A 26,755-nucleotide genomic window follows, 5' to 3' on the forward strand; every position below is an offset into this window, starting at 1 on the left:
CTATAGCCCGCGCGTGCAATTATTGTGGACGCACGCAAAGCGCTCCTGCAATCTTCTGGGAAGGTAACCCCTCCATGCCTCTCGCGCTTCTGGCCCTCGCGATCGGGGCCTTCGGGATCGGTACGACGGAATTCGTGATCATGGGCTTGCTGCCCCAGGTCGCGGGCGACTACGGGGTCTCCATCCCCACCGCCGGGTACCTGGTGACCGGCTACGCGCTCGGTGTGATGTTCGGCGCCCCGCTGATGACCGTTCTCGGCACCAAGGTCTCCCGCAAGCGGATGCTGATGGTGCTGATGGGCCTGTTCATCGTCGGCAACCTGCTCTCGGCTCTCGCCCCTGCCTTCTCCGTCATGCTGATCGGCCGGATCGTCTCCTCGCTGGCCCATGGCGCCTTCTTCGGTATCGGCTCGGTCGTCGCGGCCGAACTGGTGGCCCCGGACAAGAAGGCCGGAGCCATTTCGATGATGTTCACCGGGCTGACCGTCGCCAACGTCGTCGGCGTCCCGCTGGGCACGCTCGTCGGACAGTCCGTCGGCTGGCGCGTGACCTTCGCCATCGTCGCCGCCCTCGGCGTCATCGGCCTGGCCGGCATCGCCCGGCTCGTCCCCGACATGCCCAAGGCGGAGGGCGTGCACCTGCGGCACGAGCTGGCCGCCTTCAAGAACGTGCAGGTGCTGCTCGCGATGGCGATGACCGTCCTCGGCTTCGGCGGTGTCTTCGCGGCCATCACCTACATCGCGCCGATGATGACCCACGTCGCCGGCTTCGCCGACGGCTCCGTCACCTGGCTGCTGGTCCTGTTCGGCCTCGGCATGGTCGGCGGCAACCTCGTCGGCGGCAAGTTCGCCGACCGCGCCCTGATGCCCATGCTGTACATCTCCCTGAGCGCGCTGGCCGTCGTCCTGGCGCTGTTCACCCTCACCGCGCACGACAAGCTGCTGTCGGCCGTCACGATCGCTCTGATCGGCGCCCTGGGCTTCGCCACCGTCCCGCCGCTCCAGAAGCGGGTCCTCGACCAGGCGCACGGCGCCCCGACCCTGGCCTCCGCCGTGAACATCGGCGCCTTCAACCTCGGCAACGCCCTCTCCGCGTGGCTCGGCGGCCTGGTGATCGGTGCGGGCTTCGGCTACACCGCCCCCAACTGGGTCGGTGCCGCCCTGGCCGCGGGCGCCCTGCTCCTGGCCTTCCTCTCGGCCGCTCTGGAGCGCCGTGCCGGTGCCCCGAGCACCGTCGTCACCGGAGCCGCGCCGGCCGAGCAGCGGACCGCCGTCCACCACTGAGCGACCGGGCCGGCCCAGACCGGACCGGAACCAACCAGCAAGTCCCCCTAGGAGAACCCCCTCATGAGCACCACCACAGCCGTCGCCCCCCTGACCACCCAGGACGCCGACGTCCTCGTCACCGCCGCCCGTCGTGCCGCCGAGGCCACAGGCGTGACCGTCAGCGTCACCGTCCTGGACGCGGGCGGCCATCTGCTCGCCTTCCGGCGCGACGACCGTGCTGTGCTGATCTCCGGCGAGACCAGCACCCGCAAGGCCTACACGGCCCTCCAGCTGAACGCGCCCACCGCCGACCTCGTCGACGCCGTGCAGCCCGGAGGCCCCTTCCACACGCTGCCGACCGCGCTCGACCGGCCGCTGCTGTTCATCGCGGGCGGCGTTCCGGTGCACCGCGACGGTCGCCTGATCGGCGCGATCGGCGTCGGCGGTGGCGCCCCGGAGCAGGACCACTCCTGCGCCACGACCGCCGTGGAGGCCCTCGCCTGATCTGGCCCCGCAACGCGACTACGCCGGTTTCCCCGATCCCCGGGGAGCCGGCGTAGTCGCAGGCGCCCTTCAGCCCGCCGCGACCGTGACCGGCGCGAACCGGCGGGTCCAGTCTCCGGGCAGTTCGGTGATCCCGTACGCCATCACCGAGTTGAAGGCGATGGACGCCAGGCCGCGCTCCTTCACCCACGCGAGGAGCTCTTCGTGCCGCACGTCGATATCGGTGCGCAGCGGGCGGTCGGTGTGAGCCGCGAGGGAGGCGATGAGCGCCTGGGCGACCGCCGTGTCGCGTGCGATGAGAGGACCGACGACGTGGGTGTCCATGTTGGGCCAGGCGGCCGCGTATCCGATGATCCGCCCGTCCTCCTCGGCCACGCGCAACTGGTCGGCGAAGGCGGGCAGTCGCGTGATGATGTGCGTGCGGTCGGTCCCGAATGCCTGCTCGTCGAGCCGGAGAATGGCGGCGAGGTCCTCGGCCGTCGCGGCGCGGGTGGCCACCTTCGGCTCCGGTCCGCCGGGAGTGAAGAGCCCGCTGACCATCTCCGCCCGCCCGGTGACCTTGAAGCCGAGTTCCTCGTAGAGAGGGCGGCCGTTCGGTGTCGCGTGCAGGGTGAGGGGCGTGGGGCCCATCGCTGAGACGACATGGCGCATGAGGCGGCGTCCCACGCCCTGTCCCGCATGCCGTTCGGCGACCAGGACCATGCCGATCGCCGCGAGAGCGGGGTGCTCGTGCGGTCCGTACTCGGTGACGACACAGGCGCTCACGAGGCCGCCGTCGGGGTCATCGATGCCATAGCCCTTGCCGGCTGTGAGGAGAAAGCCCCACTTGTGCTCCTCCCGTGGCCACCCCCGGTCCTGAGACAAGTCGGCGCAGGCGGCGAGATCGCGGAGCGTCAGACGACGGATGGGCAGAGAGGCAAGGGAAGGAGTCGGCACGCAGGTCAGGCTGTCCGACAGGGGCCCCTGACGTCCACCTCTTTCCCGTTACCCATACGAGCTTTTGGCCAGTTGTAGCCCTCTGCACAGAGAGCTGTCAGACGCCGGACGTTTCACGTGAAACACCGGCGCGATGTCCAGTAGTTGGCAGTACCGATGATTCGCGCGGTGCCCTCATTCGTGACGAGGGAAGGGGGGACTTGTGTGCACGGCGGTGGCCGGTAGGGTCGACTCCGGTTCGCATTCAGGGCGGGTGACCCGTTCCGTGCGGGCCGCGTGCAGGGCAATGCAGCCTAATGGGACGGAGAGATCGAAGACCCGCGTTTTCGGGTACGCGACTGAACCATCCAGACGAGTGGGAAGCTCGGGTGAGAGCACTGCGGGCAATGTCACACTCTTGCCTACTTGTCCGTACGGAGCCGAAATACGGGTTGAATGTGGCCGCATTGGCCACGACATGGATGGGAACGCAGTCCGTCCACGGGGGAAAGCAGGCACCTTCCGACTAGGGAAGTGCGCAGACCGACCGAAAGATGCTCGAGGCGAGGCACACCATGGACGCTCCGACCACCACGTCGGCCGACAACGGCACTTCCGGCGGCGGAGGCGGCTGGTTCACGCCCCGCAAGAAGCCGGCGACGCCGCCGGACAGCGAGCCCGGTACGCCTGAGGGGCGTCGCCCGGCCGCGGTACGCCCCGTGGGCAGGCCGGCCGCCGCTCCGGAGACTCCGGCCGACGGCACGGCGGTGCCGCCCGCTTCGACGACCGGCGGCGCGGGCACCGGTGGGCCGGAACAGGGACGTGAGCCCTCGGGAGGGATACCCACGCCCGCCCCCCTGGCCGCCCAGCACGCCTCGTCTCCCGCGCCCGCAAGCGTCGCCGCGGCCTCGTCAGCAGGCCCCGTGCCTACGGCGCTCACACCGGCGCCCTTCGCCTCCACCGCTCCCTCCGCACCCGGCCCCGACGAGTCGCGGGTCCCCTCCCAGCGGCACGCCCCCGTGTCGACCCCGGGTCAAGCCGCCGCCCCGGCCAGGGAAGCGTCTCCGGACGCCATCCTCATCCGACGTGCCATGGCCGAGGTCGCACCCGTGGCCGAGAAGGTCACGTCGTACTTCTACGCCCTGCTCTTCGTCCGCTACCCGGACCTGCGGCCGCTGTTCCCGGCCGCGATGGACACCCAGCGGGACCGGCTGCTCAAGGCGCTGCTGACGGCCGCCGAGCACATCGACAACACCGAGGTCCTCGTCGACTACCTGCAGAATCTCGGCCGCGGCCACCGGAAGTACGGAACGCGGCCCGAGCACTACCCGGCCGTCGGCGAATGCCTGATCGGCGCGCTGAGCAAGTACGCCGCCGAGGTCTGGAACGAGGAGATGGAGGCGGCCTGGGTCCGGGCGTACACCACCATCTCGCAAGTGATGATCGACGCGGCGGCCAGGGACGAACTGCGTGCCCCGGCCTGGTGGTACGCCGAGGTCGTCACGCACGACCTCAGAACTCCGGACGTCGCGGTCATCACCGTCCGCCCCGACCAGCCGTACCCCTTCCTCGCCGGGCAGTACACGAGCGTCGAGACGCCCTGGTGGCCCCGGATCTGGCGGCACTACTCCTTCGCCTCGGCGCCCCGCTCCGACGGCCTGCTGTCGTTCCACGTGAAGGCCGTTCCGGCGGGGTGGGTCTCCAACGCCCTGGTGCACCGTGCCCGCCCCGGCGACATCATCCGGCTCGGCCCGCCCGCAGGCGCCATGACCGTGGACCACACCACCGAGAGCGGCCTGCTCTGCGTGGGCGGCGGTACCGGCATAGCGCCCATCAAGGCACTGGTCGAAGACGTGGCAGAGCACGGGGACCGCCGGTCGGTCGAGGTCTTCTACGGGGCTCGCACGGATCACGACCTGTACGACATCGACACCATGCTCCGCCTCCAGCAGAGCCATCCCTGGCTCGCGGTCCGCGCGATCATCGACCAGCAGGCGCACCAGCAACTGCCGGACGCGATACGCGCCTATGGGCCATGGGACGAGTTCGAGGCCTACCTCTCAGGCCCGCCCGGGATGATCCGCAGCGGTGTGGACGCCCTGAGGGACGTCGGCATCCCGTCGGACCGCATACGGCACGACTCCGTGGAGGAGCTGGTCGCGGCCGGGTCCTGAACCGCTGCCGGTGTCAGCCCAGGTCGGGGGCGTGCATGGCACGTACGCCCTCGATGTTGCCGTCCAGGTAGTGCCGCAGCGACAGCGGCACCAGGTGGACGGAGGCGATCCCGACACGGGTGAAGGGCACGCGCACGATCTCGTACTCGCCGACGGGCTCGTCCACCTCGGGGCCGTGCCGGAGAGAGGGGTCCATGGACTCCAGGTGGCAGACGAAGAAGTGCTGCACCTTCACACCGGTCGCGCCGCCGTCCTCCCCGATGTGCTCCATGGTGTCCACGAAGCAGGGCACCACATCGGTGATCTTGGCGCCGAGCTCCTCGTACACCTCTCGGTGCAAGGCGTCGACGACGGTCGAGTCGTCGGGCTCGACCCCACCGCCGGGAGTGAGCCAGTAGGGATCCACGCCCGGCTTGGTGCGCTTGATCAGGATCAGGTCGTCACCGTCCAGCAGAACGGCACGGGCGGTGCGCTTGACCACAGGTCGGACGGTCATGAGTGAAATGTGGCCCGGCTGGTTCCACGTGAAACATCGCGAAACGTCACCGGCCGAGCCCTCAGAGTGAGGCACTGTCCCGGGGGCCTCAGCACCAGTCCGTCGAGGCGCGCTGCAACCACTCATGGGCACGCGCTATATGGGGCATCGCGAGCGTCCCGGTGCGGACCACCAGGAAGTAGGTCCGCAGCGGCGGCACCGCCGGCTCGTGCAGGGCGACGACGTCACCCCGCTCAAGCGCGGCCGCACACAGATAGCGCGGGAGCACCGCCAGGCCCGCCCCAGCGACCGCACAGGCCAGGACCGCGCGCAGGTCGGGAACGATGACCGTGCCCGGGGCGGCGGGGCGCGAGTCGAAGACGGAGGCCCAGTAGCGGGAGACGAAGGGCAGGGACTCGTGCACCTCCACGACGGGCACCTGCTCCAGGGACGGTTCCGGCTTACGGTCCGGCTCCCCGGCGCCGATCTGTTCGGCCCAGCGCGGGGCGGCGACCAGGACGTGCTCTTCGTCGCAGAGCGCAGTCGCCGTGAGCAGGGCGCCCCGTGGCTGGGCCGTACTGATGGCCAGATCGTGATGCCCGGCGGACAGTCCTTCCAGCGTTTCCTCGGCGTTCCCGAAGGAGGCGCGCAGGGCGAAGCCCTGACCGTCCTCGCCGATCAGCTCCGTGAGCGCGGGCAGGGCTCGTTCGGCGGTGAACTCCGGAGGTCCGGCGAGATGCAGCGTCCGTAAGGAGGAGTCGTCGTCGAGGCCGGTCTCCGTTATCTCCACGAGGGCGTCGAGATGCGGCGCGGCCTTGTGGGCGAGTTCGTCGCCGATGCTCGTCGGGGTCACACCACGGGCCTGCCGCAGGAACAGGGGGCGGCCCAGCTGCCGCTCCAGCGTCCGTATCTGCGAGGTGACGGCGGGCTGGGAGAGGCCGAGCAGGGCGGCGGCGCGGGTGAAGGAGCCGGCCCGGTGCACGGTCACGAAGGTCCGCAGCAAGGCCAGATCCACCGCACGCTCTCCCCTCTTCGGCCCCGCTCCCGGCCCTGCGGCCGCGCTCAACTATAAATAAGTCGATAGGTCTCTGTCGCTACTGTGATTGGACACTGACAGAGAGTCAACTAGCCTTGGTCGCGCGGTTCTTGCGCGCGGAACCGGAGGACGGTCCGAGCCACGAGGGGGGAGGCTCGGACCGTCCGTGGGGGATGTTCAGGCCGCCGACGTGTCCAGTGCCCGCAGTACGTCCGCCACCAGGTCCTCCGCGTCCTCGGCGCCGACCGACAGGCGGATGAAGCCCTCGGGGACCGCGTCGCCGCCCCAGCGACCGCGGCGTTCGGCCGTGGACCGTACTCCGCCGAAGCTCGTCGCGTCGTCCACGAGCCGCAGCGCGTCGAGGAATCGGTCGGCCTGCGTACGCGTGGGCAGGGTGAACGACACCACGCACCCATAGCGCCGCATCTGCTGAGCGGCGATCTTGTGCGCGGGGTCGTCGGGGAGTCCGGGATAGCGCAGTCCGGTCACCTCGGGACGCTCGCGCAGCGCTTCGGCGACCGCCAGGGCGGTCGTGCTCTGCCGGTCGACCCGCAGCTGCAGCGTCGCGATCGAACGGTGCGCGAGCCAGGCTTCCATGGGCCCGGGAATCGCTCCGACGACCTTGCGCCAGAGGCGTACGGCGGCCATGGCCTCGGCGTCACGGCCGACGACGTAGCCCAGGAGGATGTCGCCGTGCCCCGTGAGCTGCTTGGTGCCGCTGGCCACCGCGAAGTCGGCGCCGAGTTCCAGGGGGCGCTGGCCGAGCGGTGTCGCGAGGGTGTTGTCGACGGCCACCAGGGCACCGCGCGCGTGTGCCGCGTCGGCGAGCCGCCTGATGTCGCAGACGTCCAGCCCGGGGTTCGACGGCGTCTCGATCCACAGCAGCTTCGCGCCGTCCAGGACATCGAGCTGGGCGTCGCCGCGGGTCGGCGCGGTGCGCACCTCGATGCCGTAGGTCTCCAGCTGGGCGCGGACCAGAGGCAGTGCCTGGTAGCCGTCGTCGGGCAGGACGCACACATCGCCGGTGCGCAGCTGGGAGAAGAGCACCGCCGACGTCGCGGCCATGCCCGAGGCGAAGACGAGCGTCTCGGCATCGTCCCGGCCGGGCGCCTCCAGCTCGCCGACGGCGTGCTCCAGCAGGGTCCAGGTCGGGTTCTCGTCACGGCCGTAGGTGTACGGGCCGGTCGGGTCGCCCGGCAGATGGAAGTGGGCGGCGAACACCGGCCCGGGCAGCGTGGGCTCGTACTTGACCGGCTCGGGGAGCCCGGCCCGCACCGCCCGCGTGCCGTCGCCGGCATCAGCGGCGGTCGGGGCCGCATGGCTCGACGACCGGGCCCCCTCGCCCGTCGATCCGCCCTGGTCACCCGTCGCGGACTCACTCATGCCACTCGTCCCTCCACGTCCTCACGCACTGCGGCCAGCAGACCGGTGCTCGCCGCCTCCACCATCTCAAGGCACTCCTCGAAACCGTCCGTGCCCCCGTAGTAGGGGTCCGGTACGTCGAGGTCGTCGCCGGCGGCGGGGTCGTAGGAACGGAGCAGCCGCACCTTCCGCGCGTCCTCCTCCGTGGGCGCGAGGCGGCGCAGGGCGCCGAGGTGGCCGGAGTCGAGGGCGACGACCAGGTCGAGGCGGGAGAACCACGACGGCTGGAACTGCCGGGCCGTGTGGCCGGTGGCGTAGCCGTTCTCGGCCAGGACGGCCGCCGTGCGCGGGTCGGCGCCGTCGCCCTCGTGCCAGCCGCCCGTGCCGGCGCTGTCGACCTCGACCAGGCCGTCGAGTCCGGCCTCCGCCACGCGGGTCCGGAAGACGACCTCGGCCATCGGGGAACGGCAGATGTTGCCCGTGCAGACGAAGCAGACTCGATACGTCATAGGCGTTCAGTCCCCGTCGGGCAGGACGACGTTCAGCGCCCAGGAGACGACAGAGATGATCAGGCCGCCCAGGACGGCCGTCCAGAAGCCGTCCACCTGGAAGCTCAGGTCGAACTGGTCGGCCAGCCACGAGGTGAGCAGCAGCATCAGCGCGTTGACGATCAGGGTGAACAGGCCGAGCGTCAATATCAGCAGCGGGAGGCTGAGCAGCTTGACGAGCGGCTTGACCAGGAAGTTCACCAGGCCGAAGATCAGCGCGACGATGATCAGGGTGCCGATCTTCATGCCCGTGTTGTCACCGGTCAGGGTGATCTTGTCGAGCAGCCATACGGCGACCGCCAGGGCACCGGCGTTGGCGATCGTCTTGACTACGAAATTCTTCATGTGTCTGATCGTGGCAGACCTGATCGGGCACGGGCACTAGAGGCAGGGGCGGACTAGGCGATGAAGGCATTCCGGCTGGACGAACTGGAGGCGGAGCGCGCCGCCAACGAGGGCGCCTACCTGCAGTTTCTGCGGGCGCAGAACATGTCGGTCGGTCTGTACGCCCTCGACGCGGGCGAGCAGGATCCACAGAAGCCGCACAATCAGGACGAGGTCTACTTCGTTGTGAGCGGCCGTGCCGCGATCACCGTCGGCCTGGAGACGACCCAGGTGGCGCGCGGCAGCGTGGTCTATGTGCCGGCGGGCGTCGCCCACAAGTTCCACCACATCACCGAGGACCTCAGGGTGCTGGTGGTGTTCTCTCCGCCCGAGAGCTGACGGACCGCCTCGGGGTTCCCTAGGGGTTCGGTCAGGGGAGGACAAGGGGTGCGATGCCCCCGCCCGACCCCCTTCCGGACCTAGCATCGAGTGCAGAACGTCAGAAGACCGACAGGACCCGGCACTCGAACGGGTGGAGAGGTAAGGACGAGGGCGATGCGAGAGATCTTCACGGGACTGCCGTGGTGGGTGAAGTGGATCGCGGTGCCGGTCATCGCCCTGGTCGTGTTCGGGGGGCTGATCGCCAGCGTGGTCGGCTTCGTCATCGGACTGCTCTTCAAGGTGCTGGTCTTCGTGGCGCTGGTCGGCGGACTGATCTACGTCGTACGGAAGTTCACGTCGAGCTCCTCGTCGCGCAGCGACTGGTGAGACCGGTGGGAAACCGGTGGGGGTAGCGGGGAACGCTTGGAATCACCCGTTCCCTCGGGCGGGGGAAGTTTCCCGGCCGGGCCGTCTGCGTGCGGTGGCAGACGAATAGAGTCCGGCTCGACGCGGGGACATCCCCGCGAGCGGCACACACCCCCGCCCGTGTCCCTCCGCACGGGTCGGCCCCTCGCGCTTCGGGAGTGACCCTTGGCCCCGGCTGACACCGCACCGGCCCACCTGCGCAGCGTCCCCGCGCAACCGCGCTCGGCGGCACCCTCCGCACCACCGCCTCCCACCACATCACCGCCACCCGCCGAACCCCCGCCTCCGGCGACCCTCATCGGATCCGTGCAGCGCGCCATGCGCCTGCTGGAAACCGTCGCCGGACATGACTACGGCGCTCCCGCCAAGCAACTGGCCCGCGAGACGGGGCTCGCGCTGCCCACGACGTACCACCTGCTGCGCACTCTCGTGCACGAGGGCTATCTGCGCCGGGACAAGGGCCTGTTCTTCCTCGGTGAGGCCGCCGAGCGGCTGAGCAGCAGCGGGGCGCGGCAGAAACGTCGCAGCACGGTGGTCGACACGCTCGCGCAGTGGCGAGACCTGCTCGGCGTCCCCGTCTACTACGCGGCGTACCGAGAGGGCGAGATCGAAGTCATGTGCGTTTCCGAGACCCCGGGCATCCCGGCGGTCGAGGAGTGGGCCGACTTCCGGGAGACCGGGCACGCGCACGCGATCGGGCAGTGCCTGCTGTCCCAGCTGGACGGGGAGGCCCGCCGCGACCACCTCGACCGCTATCCGGTGCAGCCCCTCACGCCCTACACGGTGCGGGACAACCACAGCCTGCTCCGGCGCCTGGAGCGGATGCGGCGGATGGAACCGGTGACCGAGCGTCAGGAGTACGCCCTGGGCGCGGTCTGCGCGGCGATTCCGCTCACCCTCGGCACCACGGCCGCGACGATGGCCATCTCGCTGCCCGCCCACCAGGAGGACCGGCTGCTGCCCGCGGCCCGGCAGTTGCAGAGCGAGATCGGGCGGCGACTCGGGTCGCTGGCGCTCTCTATCAGTATGTGAAAACTCACTCCTTGTGATCTGCTGTGTACGTTCAGCAAGATTCCATCAAGTGTCAGAGGTTCGTTCCCGGCCAGTCACGGCGAATGACGGGGTTAGCGATGCGCGAGTCCGTACAAGCAGAGGTCATGATGAGCTTTCTCGTGTCCGAGGAGCTCTCCTTCCGCATTCCGGTGGAGCTGCGCTATGAGACCAGTGATCCCTATGCCGTCCGGCTGACGTTCCACCTGCCCGGTGACGCACCGGTGACGTGGGCTTTCGGCCGGGAGCTGCTGATCGACGGCGTCGGCCAGCCGTGCGGCGAGGGCGATGTGCGGGTCACTCCCGTCGAACCGGACACGCTGGGCGAGGTGCTGATCCGGCTTCAGGTCGGCAGCGACCAGGCGTTGTTCCGGTCCTCCACGGCACCGCTCGTCGCCTTCCTCGACCGCACCGACAAGCTGGTGCCGCTGGGCCAGGAAGGCTCGCTCGCCGACTTCGACGCCCACCTCGACGAGGCGCTGGACCGCATCCTGGCGGAACAGGGCGCCGGGTGAGACACCCGTCGGGCGGCACGGTGGAGTAACGCTTCACCGGATGCCGCCGACCCTGCGGGAACGCTTCGGCGGTGTGGCGCTGGGACGTCTGGCTCAGAGACGTCAGCGCTTGCGCCGCCGGCCCCTCCCCCCGCGTGCCGGAGCCGCAGAGGCCTCCACGGCGCGCTCCTCCTTGGGGCGGTCGGCCGAGACCACGAGCGCGGCCAGAACGGTGGTGACCGGCACCGAGGCGACAAGGCCGATCGAACCGACCAGCGTGCGCACGATCTCCTCCGCGACCAGCTCGCTGTTGGCGACCGTCCCCACTCCGCTCTGCGCGATGGAGAACAGCAGCAGCAGCGGCAGGGCGGCACCCGCGTAGGCGAGGACGAGCGTGTTGACGACCGAGGCGATGTGGTCACGGCCGATCCGGATGCCCGCGCGGTACAGCCCGCGCCAGCCCATCGACGGATTGGCCTCGTGCAGCTCCCAGACCGCCGAGGTCTGTGTGACCGTCACGTCGTCGAGCACACCGAGCGAACCGATGATGACGCCGGCGAGCAGCAGACCGCTCATGTCGATCGTCGGATAGAGGCCGTGGATCAGACCGGTGTTGTCGTCGGTGTTGCCGGTGAGCGCGGCCCAGTCGATGAACACCGAGCCGAGGACGCCGATCAGCAGCAGGGAGATGAGGGTGCCGAGCACCGCCACGGAGGTCCGTGCGGACAGTCCGTGACACATGTACAGGGCGATGAGCATGATGGCGCTCGAGCCCACCACCGCCACGACCAGCGGGTTCGAGCCCTGCAGGATCGCGGGCAGGATGAAGAAGTTCAGCACCATGAAGCTGATGGCCAGTGCGATGAGGGCCATGACCCCCCGCAGCCGCCCGACGACCACGACGGCGAGCGCGAAGATGCCGGCCAGCAGGCCCATGGGCAGACGGCGGTTGATGTCGGTGACCGAGTACTGCAGGTCCTTCGGCGCGGAGGGCTCGTAGGCGACCACGACCTTCTGGCCCTCGTGCAGCTGGCGGGACTGGTCCGGCTGGATGATCTCGGTGAAGGTGCGGCCCTTGTCCTTGCCGCTGTCGACCCGGATCGTCGCGCGCTTGCAGGTGCCCTTCTCCTGCTGCACCGCGGAGGAGCCCTCGGCGGTGGAGGTGTCGCCGGTCGGCGGGACCCCGGAGGCGCCGGCCTCCTTGCAGCTGATCTCCACGACCTTGGTGACCGAGGCCTGTTCGGTCTGCCGGTCGAACCCGACACCGGTGCGCTCGTGCGACGGGGCGCCGCCCGGCCACAGCACAACGAGACCGACCAGCACGGCCGCGCCGAACGGGATCAGGATCGCCGCGATGATCTTGCGCAGATGCATGGAGACGGGTGTGGCCGGACCGTGGCTGTGCGAGTGCCCGTGTCCGCCACCTGGAGCGGAATCGGGTCCGGGTCCGTGTCCGTGGCCGTCGCCTCCTCCGGTCCCGGAACCCTGTCCGTGTCCGTGGCCGTCGCCTCCTCCGGTCCCGGAACCCTCTCCGTGTCCGTGTCCGTCTCCGGAACCCGGACCCTGCCCGTCGCCGGGGCCGACTCCATGCCCACCGTCTGAGCCGCCGCCCTGGCCGTTGCCCGGCCCGTATCCCCCGGCATAGCCGGAACCACGCTCAGCACCAGCTCCGGCCCCAGGACCGAAACCCGTCCCGGGCCCATACCCGGACCCGGGGACGAAATCGTGGCCGTCTCCCCGGCCGTTGCCGTTTCCGGCGCCGGATCCGCGAGGCGGCTCGGGCGGTGGGTAAGGGGGACGCTGCGTCGTGGTCACCGACCGATCATCGCAAGAACGAGGGGGGCCCTCTGTTCACCGCGCCAGAATTGCCGCTAGCGTGGGGGCACCTTTTGTACACGCGGGAGCTCGGAGCACCGGGCTGAGAGGGCGCTGACCTCCGTCCCAGCGATGTTTCACATGAAACATCACCGAAGTCGAGTGATGTTTCACACGGAACGTCGGCAGACGGAAACCGCTGCGTCGACCGCCGAACCTGTTACCGGGTAATGCCGGCGTAGGGAGTAGGTCTCATGACCGACAAGGACGCACGCACGCCTGCCTCCGTTCAGGACGCACAGTCCGAGGAGGCCGGGAAGTCCATCGGCTGGCACAAGGCGTACGTCGAGGGCACCCGCCCCGACCTGCGCGTGCCGGTTCGGCAGGTGCATCTCACCAACGGGCAGGCTGTCACGCTGTACGACACCTCGGGCCCGTACACCGATCCACACGTCGACACCGACGTCCGCAGGGGCCTGCCGCCGCTGCGGGAGAACTGGATCATCTCCCGCGGCGACACCGAGGAGTACGCGGGCCGCCCCGTCCGTCCCGAGGACGACGGCATCAAGCACACCTCGCCCCGCGGCGGCCTCCGCAACCTCGACGCCGTCTTCCCCGGCCGCCCGCGTCAGCCGCGTCGCAGCCGGGACGGCGAGGCGGTCACGCAGCTCGCGTACGCCCGTCGCGGCGAGATCACGCCCGAGATGGAGTACGTGGCCATCCGGGAGAACGTCTCGCCCGAGGTGGTCCGCGACGAGATCGCCGCGGGCCGGGCCGTGTTGCCGGCCAACGTCAACCACCCGGAGATCGAGCCGATGATCATCGGCAAGAGGTTCCTGGTGAAGGTCAACGCCAACATCGGCAACTCGGCGGTGACGTCCTCCATCGAGGAGGAGGTCGAGAAGATGACCTGGGCGACCCGCTGGGGCGCCGACACGGTCATGGACCTCTCCACCGGCCGCAACATCCACACCACGCGTGAGTGGGTACTGCGCAACTCCCCCGTCCCCATCGGCACCGTGCCGCTCTACCAGGCCCTGGAGAAGGTCGACGGCCGGGCCGAGGATCTGACCTGGGAGGTCTACAAGGACACGGTCATCGAACAGGCCGAGCAGGGCGTGGACTACATGACGGTCCACGCGGGCGTGCGCCTGGCCTATGTGCCGCTGACGGCCAACCGCAAGACGGGCATCGTCTCCCGCGGCGGCTCGATCATGGCCGCCTGGTGCCTCGCGCACCACCGGGAGTCGTTCCTGTACGAGCACTTCGAGGAACTCTGCGAGATCCTCGCCGCGTACGACGTCACGTACTCGCTCGGCGACGGACTGCGGCCCGGCTCCATCGCGGACGCCAACGACGAGGCACAGTTCGCTGAACTGCGAACGCTCGGGGAACTCAACCGGATCGCCAAGCGTTTCAACGTACAGACCATGATCGAAGGCCCGGGCCATGTCCCGATGCACAAGATCAAGGAGAACATCGACCTTCAGCAGGAGATCTGCGATGAAGCTCCGTTCTATACGCTCGGCCCGCTGACCACGGATGTCGCGCCGGCGTACGACCACATCACCTCCGGCATCGGTGCCGCGATGATCGCCTGGTGGGGCACGGCCATGCTGTGCTACGTCACACCCAAGGAGCACTTGGGCCTGCCGAACCGTGACGACGTCAAGACCGGCGTCATCACCTACAAGATCGCCGCCCACGCGGCCGACGTCGCCAAGGGACACCCGGGTGCCCAGGATTGGGACGACGCGCTGTCCGACGCCCGCTTCGAGTTCCGGTGGGAGGACCAGTTCAACCTGGCCCTCGACCCGGACACGGCACGGGAGTTCCACGACGAGACCCTGCCGGCGGAGCCCGCCAAGACGGCTCACTTCTGCTCGATGTGCGGTCCCAAGTTCTGCAGCATGAAGATTAGCCAAAGCATCACAGAGCGGTTCGGTGGTGCGGCGGCTGAGGGAGCCTCGTCTGAGGAGATCGCTGAGGGAATGCTCCAGAAGTCGAAGGAGTTCGCGGCTAGCGGCAACCGGGTATATCTGCCGGTCGTTGACTGATCAGCCCATGGCGTTGGGCGGTGGAGATAGTGATCTCTGCCGCCCACCAGGAGCATCCGAGTACTAGTGCTCTACACCCCGCTCCGCGGCTCTCGTGCACTACCCCCTGCGCCAGGTCACAGAAGTTTGTCAGCGTCCGAGCACCCAGGAAAGGTGCACTGTGTAACGCTAGGCATCTGATCGCACCTCACCAATGGGGGTCATGTGTCGGAGATTGCCAAGCGCGGGGTTGCTGCTGCACTTACGGTTGTGGCGGCTTCTGCAACAGGGTTGGTCACCAACGTGATCACGGACCAGGCAGCGTGGGGTTGGTGGGTCACACTCATCGTCCTCGTACTACTCGGCTCAGCACTGCAGTACTACCTCAGTCGTACTCCCGGCTCCGGGCAGCCTTCCGTGGCAGCGACAGGTGCCGGCTCAGTTGTTGTGGCTGGCTCGTCCCGCGCGACGATCAGGACGAGGGTAAGCGATGTGGCGGCAACGTCTGCCAGCCATCCGCAGTCTCACGGCGTCACAGCGGCAGGGGCTGGCTCAGTGGCTATCAGCGGGGACGCGGAAGGCTCCATTGAGACCGATTACAGCGGTGAGTCGAGTGGGGCATCTTGATGCGACGCAGTGTCGATTCTAGTGGTGATGCTTCAGTCGCTATTGGCGGCGATAACAGCGGTCCGGTCCTAACTAACCCGACGTTCATAAACTTGTCAATGGGAGGCGGGGGGCGGGGAACGGCCACCACCCAATCGCATCTTCTCCCGCCAGAAGTGCCAGACTTTACTGGGCGTGAGGAGGAGATTCATTGCATCGAAAACCAGGCTCCTGGAACAGTGACCCTGATCACCGGAAAGCCTGGCGTTGGAAAAACTAGCCTGGCGGTCCATGTTGCATATAAGACAACTGGGACGTACGCGGATGGAAATCTCTACGCAGATCTGCGGGGTGCTGACGAAAAACCAGCAGCACCTGAAGAAGTCATGGCAAGATTCATCCACGCACTTGGAATCCCAGAGGATGAGATTCCCACAGATCCGCATGCCCGTTTAGATAAGTATCGAAGCGTAACGGCAAATCGATGCCTTATTGTTGTTCTCGATAATGCAGCAGATGAATCTCAAGTACGCCCTCTCTGCCCTCCCGGCGGATCCGCCCATGTTCTGGTAACTAGTCGAAGTCGACTGCGTGGCCTTGAAGGAGCCACACGTATCGACTTGGAAACTTTCCCCTCAGAGACTGCGCAGCACTTTCTCCAGCGGATAATTGGGCAGGGTGCAAAAGATTCTAATCCCGAGGCTATACGTGCCGTCGTTGATGCTTGTGGGAGTCTGCCTCTGGCGCTAAGAATCGCGGCAAATAGGCTAACGTCCACGCCCGGCATGAAAGTGTTGGACCTCGCCGCCGAGCTGAGCGATCAACGAAACATTTTGGGAAGTCTTGAAGCAGGAGACCTAGCCGTACGCGCAGCGTTCAATCTCTCTTATCGCAGACTCGGGAAGAGAACCAAGAACGCGTTCAAGCGACTATCGCTAGCGCCTGGAGAGGACTTCGGGCCGGGGGTTTGCTCAGCACTCATTGATTGCAGCGAGCCAGAAGCCCGGAGGACGCTAGAGAAATTGAGCGAGGTGAACCTAATTGAATCTTCCTCCACTTATGGCAGATTCAGGTTCCATGACCTGCTCAAGGTTTATTCGCGTGAGAAGAACCTCAAGGACTCTGAAGCGAAGAGGGCGGCTTCACTCCATCGAATGCTGGAGTGGTTTCGTAACTCTTCCTTGAGGGTCAACTTTGCTTTCATTGGTAAATTCGGCGAACTGGAGGCGCCAACGAAGTACTACGCGAATATTGAAACCGTTGGTTCTGCTATCACTTGGGCTCGCGCTGAACTCCTAAACGCTACTGCGGCAATCAGTCTATCCCTGGAGCATGAGGGGCCAATCAAGGCAGAAATCCTGGCAATGCCTCTCTGTGCCATCTGTGAATATCTCGGCGAATGGCAGGTAGTAGAGGAGGTCGTTAGCCTCGGGCTCAAGGCGACAGATGTGACTGAGTCGTATGACGTAGAACTTTCCCTGCTGAACGCCAGAGTAAATTTGGCGCGCCATCGACGTGAATTTTTCTACGGTCTTGAGGTTGCAGAGATGGCTTACGCGCGTGCAGTCAAATCAGGAAATGACTTCTCGATATCTATAGCCTCCAATCTGCTGGGATGCCTCAAGATGGAGTGTGGTGACCTTGAGGGGGCGAAACCTCTAATTGAAAAGGGTATCGAAATTTCGAGACGGCTGGGGGTGAAGAATCAACTGGGTCAAGGCCTGTACAACCTCGGCACGGTGCATAGATCTCTGGGTAACTCCCGTGAGGCGATTAACTGCTTCAAACAGGATCTGCAAGTGTGCATAGAGCTTGGAGATGAGCTGGGCACGGCAGAGACACTGAACACAATAGCCTTGGTACTCGTGGAGTTTGGAGAGTTTGAAGAGGCGGAGCAGTTTCACAGGAGATCTCTTGATAAATTCGAAAGGATAGGTAATCTCGACAAGGTAAGTATGGTTCTGAATGACCTGGGTATTGCGCTAAGGTGGCAAGGTCGGGATGATGAAGCGCTTGAGTTGCACTTGCGGGATATCGCGCTATCAAGAAGCCTCGGAGACATCTCAGGGGCGGCTCTGGCTCAGTCTAATGCGGCAGAGGTTCTTCATGCTCTTGGGCGGCCAGAGGACGCAGAGAGGTTATATCTAGAAGCTGTCTCTGTATTTACGCATCTAGGGGATTCTGAGCGGCTTGCGCGAACAACGATGTCGCAGGTCCCATTGCTCTTTTCGGTCGGCAAGGTGGAGGAGGCTGCCAATTATTCCGAGGCGGCTATTCGGTACCTTCTGGATCACGGTGAAGTGCGTGATGCCGCTGCTGCACATCAGATGATTGCGGAGCAATATCTGAAAGTAGATATGAACGATAGGGCACTCTTTCATGCAACGGAAGCTATTCGGATCGGCGAGTCATTCAGTGCCCCTCATTTTAGGGCGATTAGCTATGCGAGCGCGGTAAGGGCTAATCTAGCTATGGGGAATAGCAGTGAAGCCGAGAAATTCTTCACTGAGCTGCGCTCGGTCAATTTGGCTAGTGGCAGCGCGGTGGGTGAATTGCTTGAAGAGCTGCACCGAGAGCTGAAGGAGGGCCCCGTGTAGGCGCTTCTCGTGCTGAAGCCGTGTCCTTGGGTACGGTCAACGTGTGTCTGGCGTACGTGGGTTGGTCACCCAAAGGCGTGCGCCAGTTGATCGCGCGCGACTAGGGGAGCTGGTACGGGCATGGCGCTTGACGCTGCTCGATCGCAAGAGGGGTTCACATCCACGAGGGCCGCGCAGGTGATGAGTGCGGCATGCCAGGCGGCCGGGTTGGACGACAGAGGGGCAGAGCTGATCCGGCTGGGAGAGAACGCGCTCTTCCGCCTGGACGCAGAGCCAGTGATCGTGCGAGTGGCGCGGGGAGAACCGTGGCTGCCTAAGGCACGCGTTGAGGTTGCGGTGTCACAGTGGTTGGCCGAGGAAGGGTTTCCTGCCGCGCGCCTGGTCGACGGGCTGGAGCAGCCGTTTCTGATCGATGGCCACCCGGTGACCTTCTGGCGGCTCATCGTCGAGGGCAGCCGTAAAGCCACGTATGGGGAACTTGGCGGCATCCTGGGGGACCTGCACTCCATGACGTTGCCCGTGGGCTTGGAGCTGCCCTCGTTCAACCCCTTCGACAAGCAGGAACTGCGGATCAGCCAGGCAGCGATCCCGGAAGATGACAGGGTCTTCCTTCGTAAGCGGTGGAGTGAGCTGCGCGACCAGTTCGAGGGCTTGCGGTTCGAGACGCCCAAGGGGCCGGTCCACGGTGACGCTCACGTCCAGAACCTCATGGTGAACGATCGGGGAGAAGTCATCCTGATCGACTTCGAGGCTTTCTGCTTCGATCACCCTGAGTGGGATCTAATGGTTACGGCCACGGAGCACCACAGCCTGCGGTGGCAGACCGACGAGCAGTACGCCGACTTCGTGAGGGCGTACGGGCGGGACCTGCACGACTGGCAGGGCTACGAGACGCTCCGGCGGCTCCAAGAATTCGGCATGACCACGTGGCTGATGCAGAACGTGCAGGAGGACGAGGGAACGGCGGCCGAGTACCGCCGGCGCATCGCAGCCTTGCGGAACGATGATGCGCCGCGCGACTGGCGTCCCTGTTAGCTGTTACTCGTCCTCGTCCAGACGGGCGAGTGCTTCGTTCACCTGCTCATTGAAGGCCACGACGGCGGGGTTGGCCGTGTACGCACTGACCTCCGCCTGAAAGTCGGACACGTACCGCTGGAAACGGGAGGACTGGAGGGAGTCACCGCCGTCCACGGCAAGGCTGGCTGTGGTGACGGCGGCTTCCAGCTCTCCGTTCAGGAGCTGGCTCTGTGCGAGCACCATGCGACAGAAACCGAGGGTGCGGGCGTACTGCGGATCGGTGCTGTCCACAGCGCGCTGTGCGTGCTCGACCGCCTCGCGGCGCATCCTCAGATCGCGGAAGCAGTGGCAGAACTCGCCCAAGAGTTCCGCGTCGTCGAAGTAGCTCAACCATGGCGGATCATCGCCACTGCCAGCGCGCTCGAAGTGGCGCTCAGATTGGTTCATGGCGAGTGACGCCCCGGTGCGATCACCCGCGTTGGAGAGCGCTCGGGCTTCCATGGCCCAGTAATTCGCCATGGCACGCGGGGTTGCTCGGCCCTTGGCGCCCTCGACTGCGGCGCGGGCTAGCTGGATGGCCTGGGTGTGGTTGCCGAGATAGTTCGCCTGGTGGCTGAGGTTGCCGAGGATGCGGGCGCCGAACATGCGGTCGTCGATGACCTGGGACAGTCGCAGTGTCGACGTGAGATAGCGGTGGGCGAGTGGGTGGTTTCCGGAGTCGTATGCGGTCCACGCGAGCAACTGGGAGACCTCGGCGGCGGCGCCGAACAAGGCCGTGCCTACCTTCTCGCTGTAACTGGCGCTGAGCAGAGGCAAGACCTCATGGCGGAAGTAGTGACGCAGTGCCTTGTGGCCGTGGCCTCCGCCGTACTTGAAGTCGAGTTGCATGAAGGTGGCGGCGGCGTCCCTGATCGCCCGGACGTCGCGCATGCCGACTCGCTGCTGAGCGGGCTTGTCGGTCTGGATGCCGTCCGGGCGCGCGATCATCCAGGACAGGACTGCGGAGCTGAGATCTGAGTCCGAGACGATCAGTTGCTCGGATGTGACGGTGTCGGCCCGTTCCTGGGCGAGTCCATCCAGCATCGACAGCACGTCGGGGACCGTACTGGGATAACCGAGCGGTTCTGGCGTGGCCGGCCGTGTGTGATCGAAGAAGCCAAGATCACCGGGAGCGATGCGGCGGCCGAGTTTGGTGCTCAGCACGTCGGCCATAAGTGCCGCTGTCTGAGGCTGGATGCCCGCGCCGTCCCGCCATCGCTGTACTGATACGTGCGTTGTTCCAAGACTGATGCCGCGCTGAGCGGCGGCGTCCTTCATGCGCTTCGCCAGGCCCTTGTTCGAGACCTTCGCCTCGTCCATGACGGCGACTAACTGCGCGTTCGGCTCTCGGCTCATGCTCCCCTGCCAACCCGAGAATGACGGCGAGTGTTCATCGTGTCACAGCAGTATCAGCCTTGGGGGTTCATTGATGAACCCCCTTTGCCTTTGCCGGTGTTCACGTGAACCCCCTGGTGAACGCTCCCGGTCACGCCCTTCTCGCCGTGTACTGGCTTGTGTGAAGCAAGCGGTGCCGTGAGAGCCGCGGGGCCTCGGAAGGGGAAGCGATGGATGCGGGGAAGACTGAACGGTTGGCGGGTGAGCTTGACGCGTACGCGCACTGGTTCGTGCGACCGGAGCCGTCCTTCGACGGGCACTTCCTGACGTTGACGCTCTTCGCCGAGTTCGGTGACACAGCGCGCGTCGCTCGCGACATGACGGCTGTGTTCCTCCGGGGCGCTGGTGCCGATGCCACCGTGGGCGACGCCCAGTTGGTGGTCTCCGAACTGGTCGGGAACGTGGTGAACCATGCCGTGCCGGACCGGCACCTGTCCTCCCCCGGTGCCTGCCGACGCATCGACGTGATCTTCAAGATGTTCCCGAAGTGGCTCTTCATCGGTGTCGCTGATGAGGACTCGACCCCTCCGCTGCTTCCAACGGGGGAGGTGTTCTCTCCGGGGCTGCTCGGAGACCTGTCTGAGGCGGTGCTGCCCGACACCGGTCGGGGACTTCTCATCCTTCAGCGTCTGACGGCGGCGGTCTGGTGGACGCCGGAAGAGCGCGGCGGAAAGACGGTCTGGTGTCGCTTCGATCTGAACGACGAGGTGGAGCCGGTACCGCACTGATGATCTCCGGGCTGCCGTCCTCGTGTCGCTCCTTCGCGATCAGGAGCGAGCGGCGGCCCGGTAACCGGCCGAAGTCTGACCCCTTCGGCCAGGGCGCGGCTCCTCCGGGCTTCTGGGAGCTCCCCTCCATACCGGAGGGCCGCGCCTGACAACCACAAACCGAGACCGGGCCACCCCATCAGCCCTGGAAAGCGAAGGGTGGCCCGGCTGGGAACGCGGCGGTTCCCGGTGCCTGATGGTACCGGGGCCGTCGTGCTGCTTTTGCGCCCCGGCCCAAGGAAGTTGACGATCCGTTACTAGATCAGGGCAGAGGTGGCAACGTGACTGGCTCAGGTGAGGACTGGCTGAGCGACGGTCTGAACGTGACGGGCGCGGACTCCGGTCTCTGGGTGTCCGGCGTCGACTACATCGCGGGATGGCGTGAGGCACGAGTGGCAGCCGATCGCCTGAACCGGGCGCTCCTGAGCGTGGGTTTCGAGCTGTCCGCCGTACGGGCCGTCGCCTCGACGAGCGAGGACGGACGCGGTGTGGTGCGGCTGGCGGGCTGGCCGGACACCGTGGATCGCCTCGCTCAGCTCCTGGAGGCGCGCTCGGATGACGACGGCGGTGCAGCATGAGGCGCCTTTTCGCTGGTGAGTGGGGCGCGTGGGCAAGTCGCCGGCCGGAGAGACTTTGGGCTGGAGCTGCCATGGGGCGAGTGAACAGGGGGCCTTACGCTGGCCCGGCGAATCGGGCAGGCAGTTGCCCTGCCCGTTGTAGTGCCCGACTGGCCCCCTGTTCTTCGAGGCTCGCCCCATGGTGGCTGCCTAAAGTCTCGGAGGCCGTCGACCCCCAGCCCACCACGCCCCTGCCCGCGACAGTGGGTCGACGCCATGGCTCCTTGGGCGTACTGCGGGCGGGGGCGCCCGGCGACCGGCCGGGACCGGCGTCCACGCCGCACGCCCGGCCGGGGCGGCCGGGCGGCCCGGCGCGCCGCAGGCGCGCCCTTGAGGAAGTAAAGGCTGTTTCGACCGATGCCGTTTGCCGCTCAGGCGCGGGCGCGTCGCGCGGACTGCTTGTCCGCGGTGATCCGGTAGGCGAGTTCGGCACGGTCCGCGCCGATGCGGAGCTCTTCGAGGGCCAGCGGGCGATCGTCGGCGCCGTGCGCGACGCGGGCAACGTGCAGGATCGGGGTCGCGTCGGGGAGCTGGAGCGTGGTCCGCTCGTCGGGCAGCGGCATTCGGGCGCGGACCGTCTCCGACCACCACAGCTTGTGTCCGTCCTGGGTGAGCACTCGGTAGATCGCTGCCGGGGGCTGGCACGGCTCCTCAGCGAGCACAGGAACCGCCTCGGCCACTTCGAACGGAATCAGCGTGCGGTGCATGGCGCGGGCACCCGTGGCCGTGTCGATCAAGAGCCGGTCGCAGCCGAACACGGCTTCCTCCTCAGCGAGTCCGAGCAGCCGGCCTGTGGCCTTCGTGGTCCGGGTGCGGTAGGTGCTCGGCTCCTCGGCCTCCTGCCAGGCGTCGCCGTTGGGCATGACGAACTTGCTGTCGGTGGTGCGGTTGATGCGGCGTTCGAGGGTGAGCGTGGGCTGACCGCTGGAGCGCACGAAGCTTCCCTTGCCGTGGCGCACGTCGATCAAACCTTCCGCCCGCAGTGCGGCGATGGCGTTGCGAACCGTAGGGCGGGAGACGCTGTAGCGGGCCATGAGCTGGGCTTCCGACGGAAGCAGGGAGTCGGGGGCGAACTCACCCGACAGGATCGCTGCGCGGATGGCGGCGGCGACTTGCTGGTAGAGGGCTCCGGGGCGCTGGATCTCCGTCATCTCGGCAATCTCCGGGTGAGGTCGTAGGTACGTCGCACGCGCGACATCACTCGTCAGCATAAGTAGTTGCACCCTCGCCGTACAGCACTCCATAGTCATAACTCGTAAGGACAAGTGACGTCAGTATCTCACTGGCGTTCCGACTGGCCAGGGAGGCCAAATCCAATGCAGTCCATTCCCGTGGACACGGCGCGACTCGGCGTACTGCGGTGTGCCAACGCGCCCGAAGTGAAGTTCAGCAACTCCGAGACACAGGAGGTGAAGAAGGACCGGGACGGCAACCCCGTCTACAGCGTGGCCGTCACCGTGAGGCCGGACGGACGTCGTATCTCCGTGATCGAGATCGCCGTGAGCGGTGAGCCCAAGGGGCTGGAAGCGGGCCAGGTCGTCAAGGTCACCGGGCTGACGGCGTTCGTCTGGCCGATGGGCGACCGCAGCGGCGTCAGCTTCCGCGCCGACGCAATCACGCCTGCGCACGGACCGGTGGGGCAGGGCAAGGGCGGTGACGCGTGATGGGGCCGACCCTGCTTGCCCTCGGCCTGGCGGTACTGGCCTGGCTGCTGGTCTTCGGTGACCTGGTTCGGCGCCACCGTCCGGCCTGGCACTGGTACGTGATCGGCTACCCCGTGACCGCGGGCCGGGTGGTGTTCACCTGGCGCAGGGTGGCCCTGCTCAACGACCTGTCCGTCTCGCGCCTCCCGGCGCGCACGCTCATCGGGCACCTGCTCGTCAAGGGGGATCCGGTCCGGCCGACGGCTCCACGGATCTCGTTCCCCCGCGCTACCCGCATGGGCTTGACCGTGAGTGTGCGGCTGCACGCGGGTCAGACTCCGGCGACCTACCTGAAGGCGGCAGACGCGTTCGTCCATGCCTGGAAGGTCCACGCGGTGCGTGTGACCTCGCCGGAACGCGGGCTCGTCCTGCTGACGGCGATGGCCAGTGATCCGCTACAGCGGCCCGGATTAGCCACCGCCCCCGCCGAACTGCTCTCCGCGCTCATAGGCGCACTGGAGAGCGGCGGCGCCTGGGTCATGAACCTTCGGCTCGTGCCGCACTGGCTCATCGCCGGGGCCACCCGGTCCGGCAAGTCCACCCTGCTGGCCCGGCTGATCACCCAGCTCGCGCCGCAGCCCGTCGCCCTGGTCGGCATCGGCTGCAAGGGCGGCATGGAACTCGGCCTGTTCGCCGGGCGGCTGAGTGCATTGGCGACCAGCCGACGTGAAGCGGTCGCGGTCCTCAGCGCGCTCGCCCTCGATATGCAGGAACGAATGAGCGTGTGCCGGTCGGCCGGCGTGCGCTCCATATGGGAGCTGCCCGACAAGCTCCGGCCGGTGCCGGTCGTCGTGATCGTTGACGAGATCGCATAGCTGTACTTGTCCGACGGCCGCCGTGAGAGCAAAGCGGAAACCGAGCAGTGCTCCACGCTGCTGCTGCGCCTGGCCCAGCTCGGAGCAGCACTCGGCGTCCACCTGGTGGTGGCCGGACAGCGGGTCGGCTCCGACCTGGGGCCCGGCGTCACCGCCCTGCGGGCTCAGCTCGGCGGCCGGATCTGCCACCGGGTGAACGATCCCGGCACGGCAGAGATGACCCTGGGCGACCTGAACAAGGACGCCGTGGCCGTCGCGCAAGCCATCACGGCAGAGGAACGGGGCGTGGCCGTGTGCACCGGCCAGGACGGCATCTGGAGCCGCGCCCGTTCCCACCTCACGCCCACGGAAGAGGCCGTCTCGACGGCTCGGAAGCACGCAGCACTCACCCCGGACCTGCCCGCCCTCAACCGTGCCCTTGCGGCGCCTGAAGGAGACGACAAGTGATCAGCGAAGGTACGGCGTTCACGTTCGCGGTGGTCTTCGGGATCATCACCGTCCTCCTCGTCCGCTCCCGTGACGTGCGCGCCTGGGAAGCGGTCTGCGTCGGCCTCTTCGGCCTCTACCTCGGCCAGACCCCGGTGATCTACACCGTCCACGGCCTCGTCACGTGGCTGATCAACGGCTTCTCCAACACCTGACCAGAGAAGGGAACGCAACGGCATGCCCATGCCTCGCGTGAGGTGCCCCCACTGCAAGGGCGACGGAGCCCGCAGGACCTGGACTGGACGGCAGAGGCGCTGCCGCGTCTGTCGGGGCACCGGAACCATCCGCTGAACGTCACCCCGCCCGACCCCACAAGGAAGGTGATCCCCATGACCGACAACGCGCCGCCACCCACCCACCGTGCCGCTTCGGCGGCCCACCCCGGAAGGTCCCCACCATCACACCGGAGCTCACCCCGGCTGACAGGCGTGCCGTCCTCAACCGCGCGGCGCGCCTGCGTCAGCTGTCCGAAGCAGACCGTGACGCAATCGAACTAGCCCAGGACCCGAGGTTTCCCCGCCTGTTGGAGCAGATCACTGCGACCGGCGGCTGCTCCCACCCGGTCCACCTCTCCGGCTCCACCACCACCCTGGACGGCACAACCGGCGAAATCCTCCGTCACTACGACACCGGCACCGAACCCGGTGAACGCCTTCTCGTGCGCTGCCGCAACCGCCGAGCAACGGTCTGCCCCGCATGCTCACGCCTCCACGCGGGCGACACCTTCCACCTCGTCCGCGCGGGCCTCCTCGGCGGGAAGAACGTCCCTGCCGCAGTCCGCCACCGGCCCCGGCTCTTCGTCACCCTGACTGCCCCGTCCTTCGGTCACGTGCACCGCGCCGGGGAGCTGTGCCGCCCCCGCCGTGACCGTGGGACGTGCGAACACGACCGTCCTCGGAGCTGCGGCGCTGTCCACGGTCCCGATGACCCCTCCGTCGGCAAGCCCCTGTGCGCTGACTGCTACGACTACACCGGCCACGTGCTGTGGCACGCGCATGCGTCGAAGCTGTGGGATCGGTTCGTCATCGACGTCCGACGGCGGCTCGCCTCCTCGGTCGGCCTCGTACAGTCCCACTTTCGGGACCATGCCCGGCTGTCCTTCGCACGCGTCGCCGAGTACCAGAAGCGGGCGGCCGTCCACGTGCACGCAGTCGTCCGCCTCGACGGCCCGAACGGACCGGCGGACGAACCTCCGCCCTGGGCCGCGCACCGGCTCATCGCCGCCGTGCGGTCCTCCGCTTCCCGTGTCCTGGTCCGTACGCCGTACAGCCCCGCGGTGGGTGAGCTGGTTCTGCGTTGGGGCGCCCAGGTCGACGTGCGCCCGCTGCACGCCGAGGGTGACGGGCCTGACGATGATGCCGTCGCCGCCTACGTGGCCAAGTACGTCACCAAGGGAGCGAGCGAGACAGGTGCCGGCATCGACCACAGGGTCACCACCTGGGGTGACATCGAGGCTGCGTCTGTGCACGCACACGTCCGCACGCTCATGCGGGTCTGCTGGCGCCTGGGCGGCCTGCCCGTGTACGAACCCCTGAACCTGCGCACGTGGGCTCACACGCTGGGCTACCGGGGCCACATCCTCACCAAGTCCCGCGCTTACTCCACCACCTTCGCGGCACTGCGGGCCGAACGTGCCCAGCACGTAGGCGGTGCCGACGTCCCCGGGACGGTCACGGACAGGCACTGGCGCTACGTCGGCTCCGGCCATACCCCGGGCGCTGCGCTCATCGCCGCCGGGATCGCGGATGACATCGCTGAGAACCGCGCCGTCGCGCAGGAAGCTCTTCGAGCTGGCGGTGAAGCCAACTGAGTACTTTTTCGGCCAAGGCCAGCGCTGAGTGCGAGGAAGCAGCAGTACGAGCGTGGATCGAGCGGCAGCTACGCGACTCTCCCCCACTCTCCGATGAC

24 protein-coding genes, 1 pseudogene and 1 riboswitch are annotated in these 26,755 nt (G+C 67.2%); of the genes and pseudogenes, 16 read left to right on the top strand and 9 right to left on the bottom strand.

The annotated features are described in order from the left end of the window. The first annotated feature begins 74 nt into the window (after positions 1-74). Positions 75-1,283 (top strand): MFS transporter, encoded by a 1,209-nt coding sequence (locus tag ACFT32_RS23175; protein WP_382492260.1) that lies wholly within the window; start codon positions 75-77, stop codon positions 1,281-1,283. Positions 1,284-1,346: 63 nt separating this feature from the next. Continuing rightward, positions 1,347-1,769 (top strand): heme-binding protein, encoded by a 423-nt coding sequence (locus ACFT32_RS23180; RefSeq protein WP_382492263.1) that lies wholly within the window; start codon positions 1,347-1,349, stop codon positions 1,767-1,769. A 69-nt stretch (positions 1,770-1,838) separates the two neighbouring features. Here the strand turns inward: ACFT32_RS23180 and ACFT32_RS23185 are convergent, their stop codons facing one another. Continuing rightward, on the bottom strand, positions 1,839-2,705 hold the full coding sequence (locus ACFT32_RS23185; protein WP_382492266.1) for a GNAT family N-acetyltransferase: 867 nt from the start codon (positions 2,703-2,705) through the stop codon (positions 1,839-1,841). A 554-nt stretch (positions 2,706-3,259) separates the two neighbouring features. Here ACFT32_RS23185 and ACFT32_RS23190 point away from each other — a divergent pair. Next, positions 3,260-4,858 (top strand): globin domain-containing protein, encoded by a 1,599-nt coding sequence (locus tag ACFT32_RS23190; RefSeq protein ID WP_382492269.1) that lies wholly within the window; start codon positions 3,260-3,262, stop codon positions 4,856-4,858. 13 nt (positions 4,859-4,871) lie between these two features. Here the strand turns inward: ACFT32_RS23190 and ACFT32_RS23195 are convergent, their stop codons facing one another. The 5 genes from ACFT32_RS23195 to ACFT32_RS23215 all read right to left on the bottom strand — a co-directional run bounded on the left by ACFT32_RS23195 (position 4,872) and on the right by ACFT32_RS23215 (position 8,624). Then, positions 4,872-5,354, bottom strand: a complete 483-nt coding sequence (locus ACFT32_RS23195) for an NUDIX domain-containing protein (protein WP_382492272.1) — start codon at positions 5,352-5,354, stop codon at positions 4,872-4,874. Positions 5,355-5,442: 88 nt separating this feature from the next. After that, positions 5,443-6,348 (bottom strand): LysR family transcriptional regulator, encoded by a 906-nt coding sequence (locus ACFT32_RS23200; protein WP_382492275.1) that lies wholly within the window; start codon positions 6,346-6,348, stop codon positions 5,443-5,445. A gap of 198 nt (positions 6,349-6,546) precedes the next feature. Next, positions 6,547-7,752, bottom strand: a complete 1,206-nt coding sequence (locus ACFT32_RS23205; protein WP_382492278.1) for a cystathionine gamma-lyase — start codon at positions 7,750-7,752, stop codon at positions 6,547-6,549. Next, complete coding sequence (locus ACFT32_RS23210) at positions 7,749-8,240, bottom strand: low molecular weight protein-tyrosine-phosphatase (RefSeq protein ID WP_382492280.1); 492 nt, start codon at positions 8,238-8,240, stop codon at positions 7,749-7,751. The genes ACFT32_RS23205 and ACFT32_RS23210 overlap by 4 nt, the downstream gene beginning before the upstream one ends. A gap of 6 nt (positions 8,241-8,246) precedes the next feature. Then, positions 8,247-8,624 (bottom strand): phage holin family protein, encoded by a 378-nt coding sequence (locus ACFT32_RS23215; RefSeq protein WP_382492283.1) that lies wholly within the window; start codon positions 8,622-8,624, stop codon positions 8,247-8,249. Between the two features lie 60 nt (positions 8,625-8,684). On the opposite strand from ACFT32_RS23215, the gene ACFT32_RS23220 reads away from it, so the two are divergent. The 4 genes from ACFT32_RS23220 (at position 8,685) to ACFT32_RS23235 (ending at position 10,975) form a co-directional block, all read left to right on the top strand. Beyond that, positions 8,685-9,002, top strand: coding sequence for a cupin domain-containing protein (locus ACFT32_RS23220; protein ID WP_184593813.1), 318 nt, complete (start codon positions 8,685-8,687; stop codon positions 9,000-9,002). A gap of 156 nt (positions 9,003-9,158) precedes the next feature. Further along, the gene (locus ACFT32_RS23225) at positions 9,159-9,371 is read left to right on the top strand and encodes a DUF5326 family protein (protein WP_020271174.1); all 213 of its coding nucleotides are present in this window, start codon (positions 9,159-9,161) and stop codon (positions 9,369-9,371) included. Positions 9,372-9,716: 345 nt separating this feature from the next. After that, positions 9,717-10,442 (top strand): IclR family transcriptional regulator, encoded by a 726-nt coding sequence (locus ACFT32_RS23230; protein WP_382492286.1) that lies wholly within the window; start codon positions 9,717-9,719, stop codon positions 10,440-10,442. Positions 10,443-10,540: 98 nt separating this feature from the next. Further along, entirely contained in the window at positions 10,541-10,975 is a 435-nt protein-coding gene (locus ACFT32_RS23235; protein WP_382492289.1) for an SsgA family sporulation/cell division regulator, read from the top strand. A gap of 102 nt (positions 10,976-11,077) precedes the next feature. Here the strand turns inward: ACFT32_RS23235 and ACFT32_RS23240 are convergent, their stop codons facing one another. Continuing rightward, positions 11,078-12,769, bottom strand: coding sequence for a YibE/F family protein (locus tag ACFT32_RS23240; protein WP_382492291.1), 1,692 nt, complete (start codon positions 12,767-12,769; stop codon positions 11,078-11,080). 72 nt (positions 12,770-12,841) lie between these two features. Next, positions 12,842-13,031: riboswitch (TPP riboswitch) on the top strand. Here ACFT32_RS23240 and thiC point away from each other — a divergent pair. The 3 genes from thiC to ACFT32_RS23255 all read left to right on the top strand — a co-directional run bounded on the left by thiC (position 13,024) and on the right by ACFT32_RS23255 (position 19,043). After that, positions 13,024-14,826, top strand: coding sequence for a phosphomethylpyrimidine synthase ThiC (gene thiC, locus ACFT32_RS23245; protein ID WP_382492294.1), 1,803 nt, complete (start codon positions 13,024-13,026; stop codon positions 14,824-14,826). It overlaps the preceding riboswitch by 8 nt. Before the next feature lie 704 nt (positions 14,827-15,530). After that, positions 15,531-18,008 carry an ATP-binding protein gene (locus tag ACFT32_RS23250; RefSeq protein WP_382492755.1) on the top strand — a complete coding sequence of 826 codons (2,478 nt, stop codon included), beginning with the start codon at positions 15,531-15,533 and terminating at the stop codon, positions 18,006-18,008. A gap of 120 nt (positions 18,009-18,128) precedes the next feature. After that, entirely contained in the window at positions 18,129-19,043 is a 915-nt protein-coding gene (locus ACFT32_RS23255) for a phosphotransferase enzyme family protein (RefSeq protein ID WP_382492296.1), read from the top strand. Between the two features lie 3 nt (positions 19,044-19,046). On the opposite strand, the gene ACFT32_RS23260 is transcribed toward ACFT32_RS23255, so the two are convergent. Then, a complete protein-coding gene (locus ACFT32_RS23260; RefSeq protein ID WP_382492299.1) occupies positions 19,047-20,420 on the bottom strand; it encodes a sporulation protein in 1,374 nt (457 codons plus the stop codon). A gap of 209 nt (positions 20,421-20,629) precedes the next feature. Here ACFT32_RS23260 and ACFT32_RS23265 point away from each other — a divergent pair, with 209 nt between their 5' ends. Beyond that, on the top strand, positions 20,630-21,187 hold the full coding sequence (locus ACFT32_RS23265; RefSeq protein WP_382492302.1) for an ATP-binding protein: 558 nt from the start codon (positions 20,630-20,632) through the stop codon (positions 21,185-21,187). 320 nt (positions 21,188-21,507) lie between these two features. Then, positions 21,508-21,804, top strand: coding sequence for a hypothetical protein (locus tag ACFT32_RS23270; RefSeq protein WP_382492305.1), 297 nt, complete (start codon positions 21,508-21,510; stop codon positions 21,802-21,804). A gap of 410 nt (positions 21,805-22,214) precedes the next feature. On the opposite strand, the gene ACFT32_RS23275 is transcribed toward ACFT32_RS23270, so the two are convergent. After that, positions 22,215-22,994, bottom strand: a complete 780-nt coding sequence (locus ACFT32_RS23275) for a GntR family transcriptional regulator (RefSeq protein WP_382492308.1) — start codon at positions 22,992-22,994, stop codon at positions 22,215-22,217. 165 nt (positions 22,995-23,159) lie between these two features. Here ACFT32_RS23275 and ACFT32_RS23280 point away from each other — a divergent pair, with 165 nt between their 5' ends. The 4 genes and pseudogenes from ACFT32_RS23280 (at position 23,160) to ACFT32_RS23295 (ending at position 26,657) form a co-directional block, all read left to right on the top strand. Next, positions 23,160-23,507 (top strand): hypothetical protein, encoded by a 348-nt coding sequence (locus ACFT32_RS23280; RefSeq protein WP_382492309.1) that lies wholly within the window; start codon positions 23,160-23,162, stop codon positions 23,505-23,507. Beyond that, a pseudogene (locus ACFT32_RS23285) lies at positions 23,507-24,808 on the top strand (FtsK/SpoIIIE domain-containing protein). Before ACFT32_RS23280 ends, ACFT32_RS23285 begins: the two are co-directional and overlap by 1 nt. Further along, the gene (locus ACFT32_RS23290) at positions 24,805-25,002 is read left to right on the top strand and encodes a hypothetical protein (protein ID WP_382492312.1); all 198 of its coding nucleotides are present in this window, start codon (positions 24,805-24,807) and stop codon (positions 25,000-25,002) included. The pseudogene ACFT32_RS23285 and the gene ACFT32_RS23290 overlap by 4 nt, the downstream one beginning before the upstream one ends. A 299-nt stretch (positions 25,003-25,301) precedes the next feature. Further along, on the top strand, positions 25,302-26,657 hold the full coding sequence (locus tag ACFT32_RS23295) for a replication initiator (protein ID WP_382492757.1): 1,356 nt from the start codon (positions 25,302-25,304) through the stop codon (positions 26,655-26,657). Positions 26,658-26,755 lie beyond the last annotated feature (98 nt).

Source organism: Streptomyces sp. NPDC057002 (assembly GCF_042673825.1).
GTDB lineage: Bacteria > Actinomycetota > Actinomycetes > Streptomycetales > Streptomycetaceae > Streptomyces.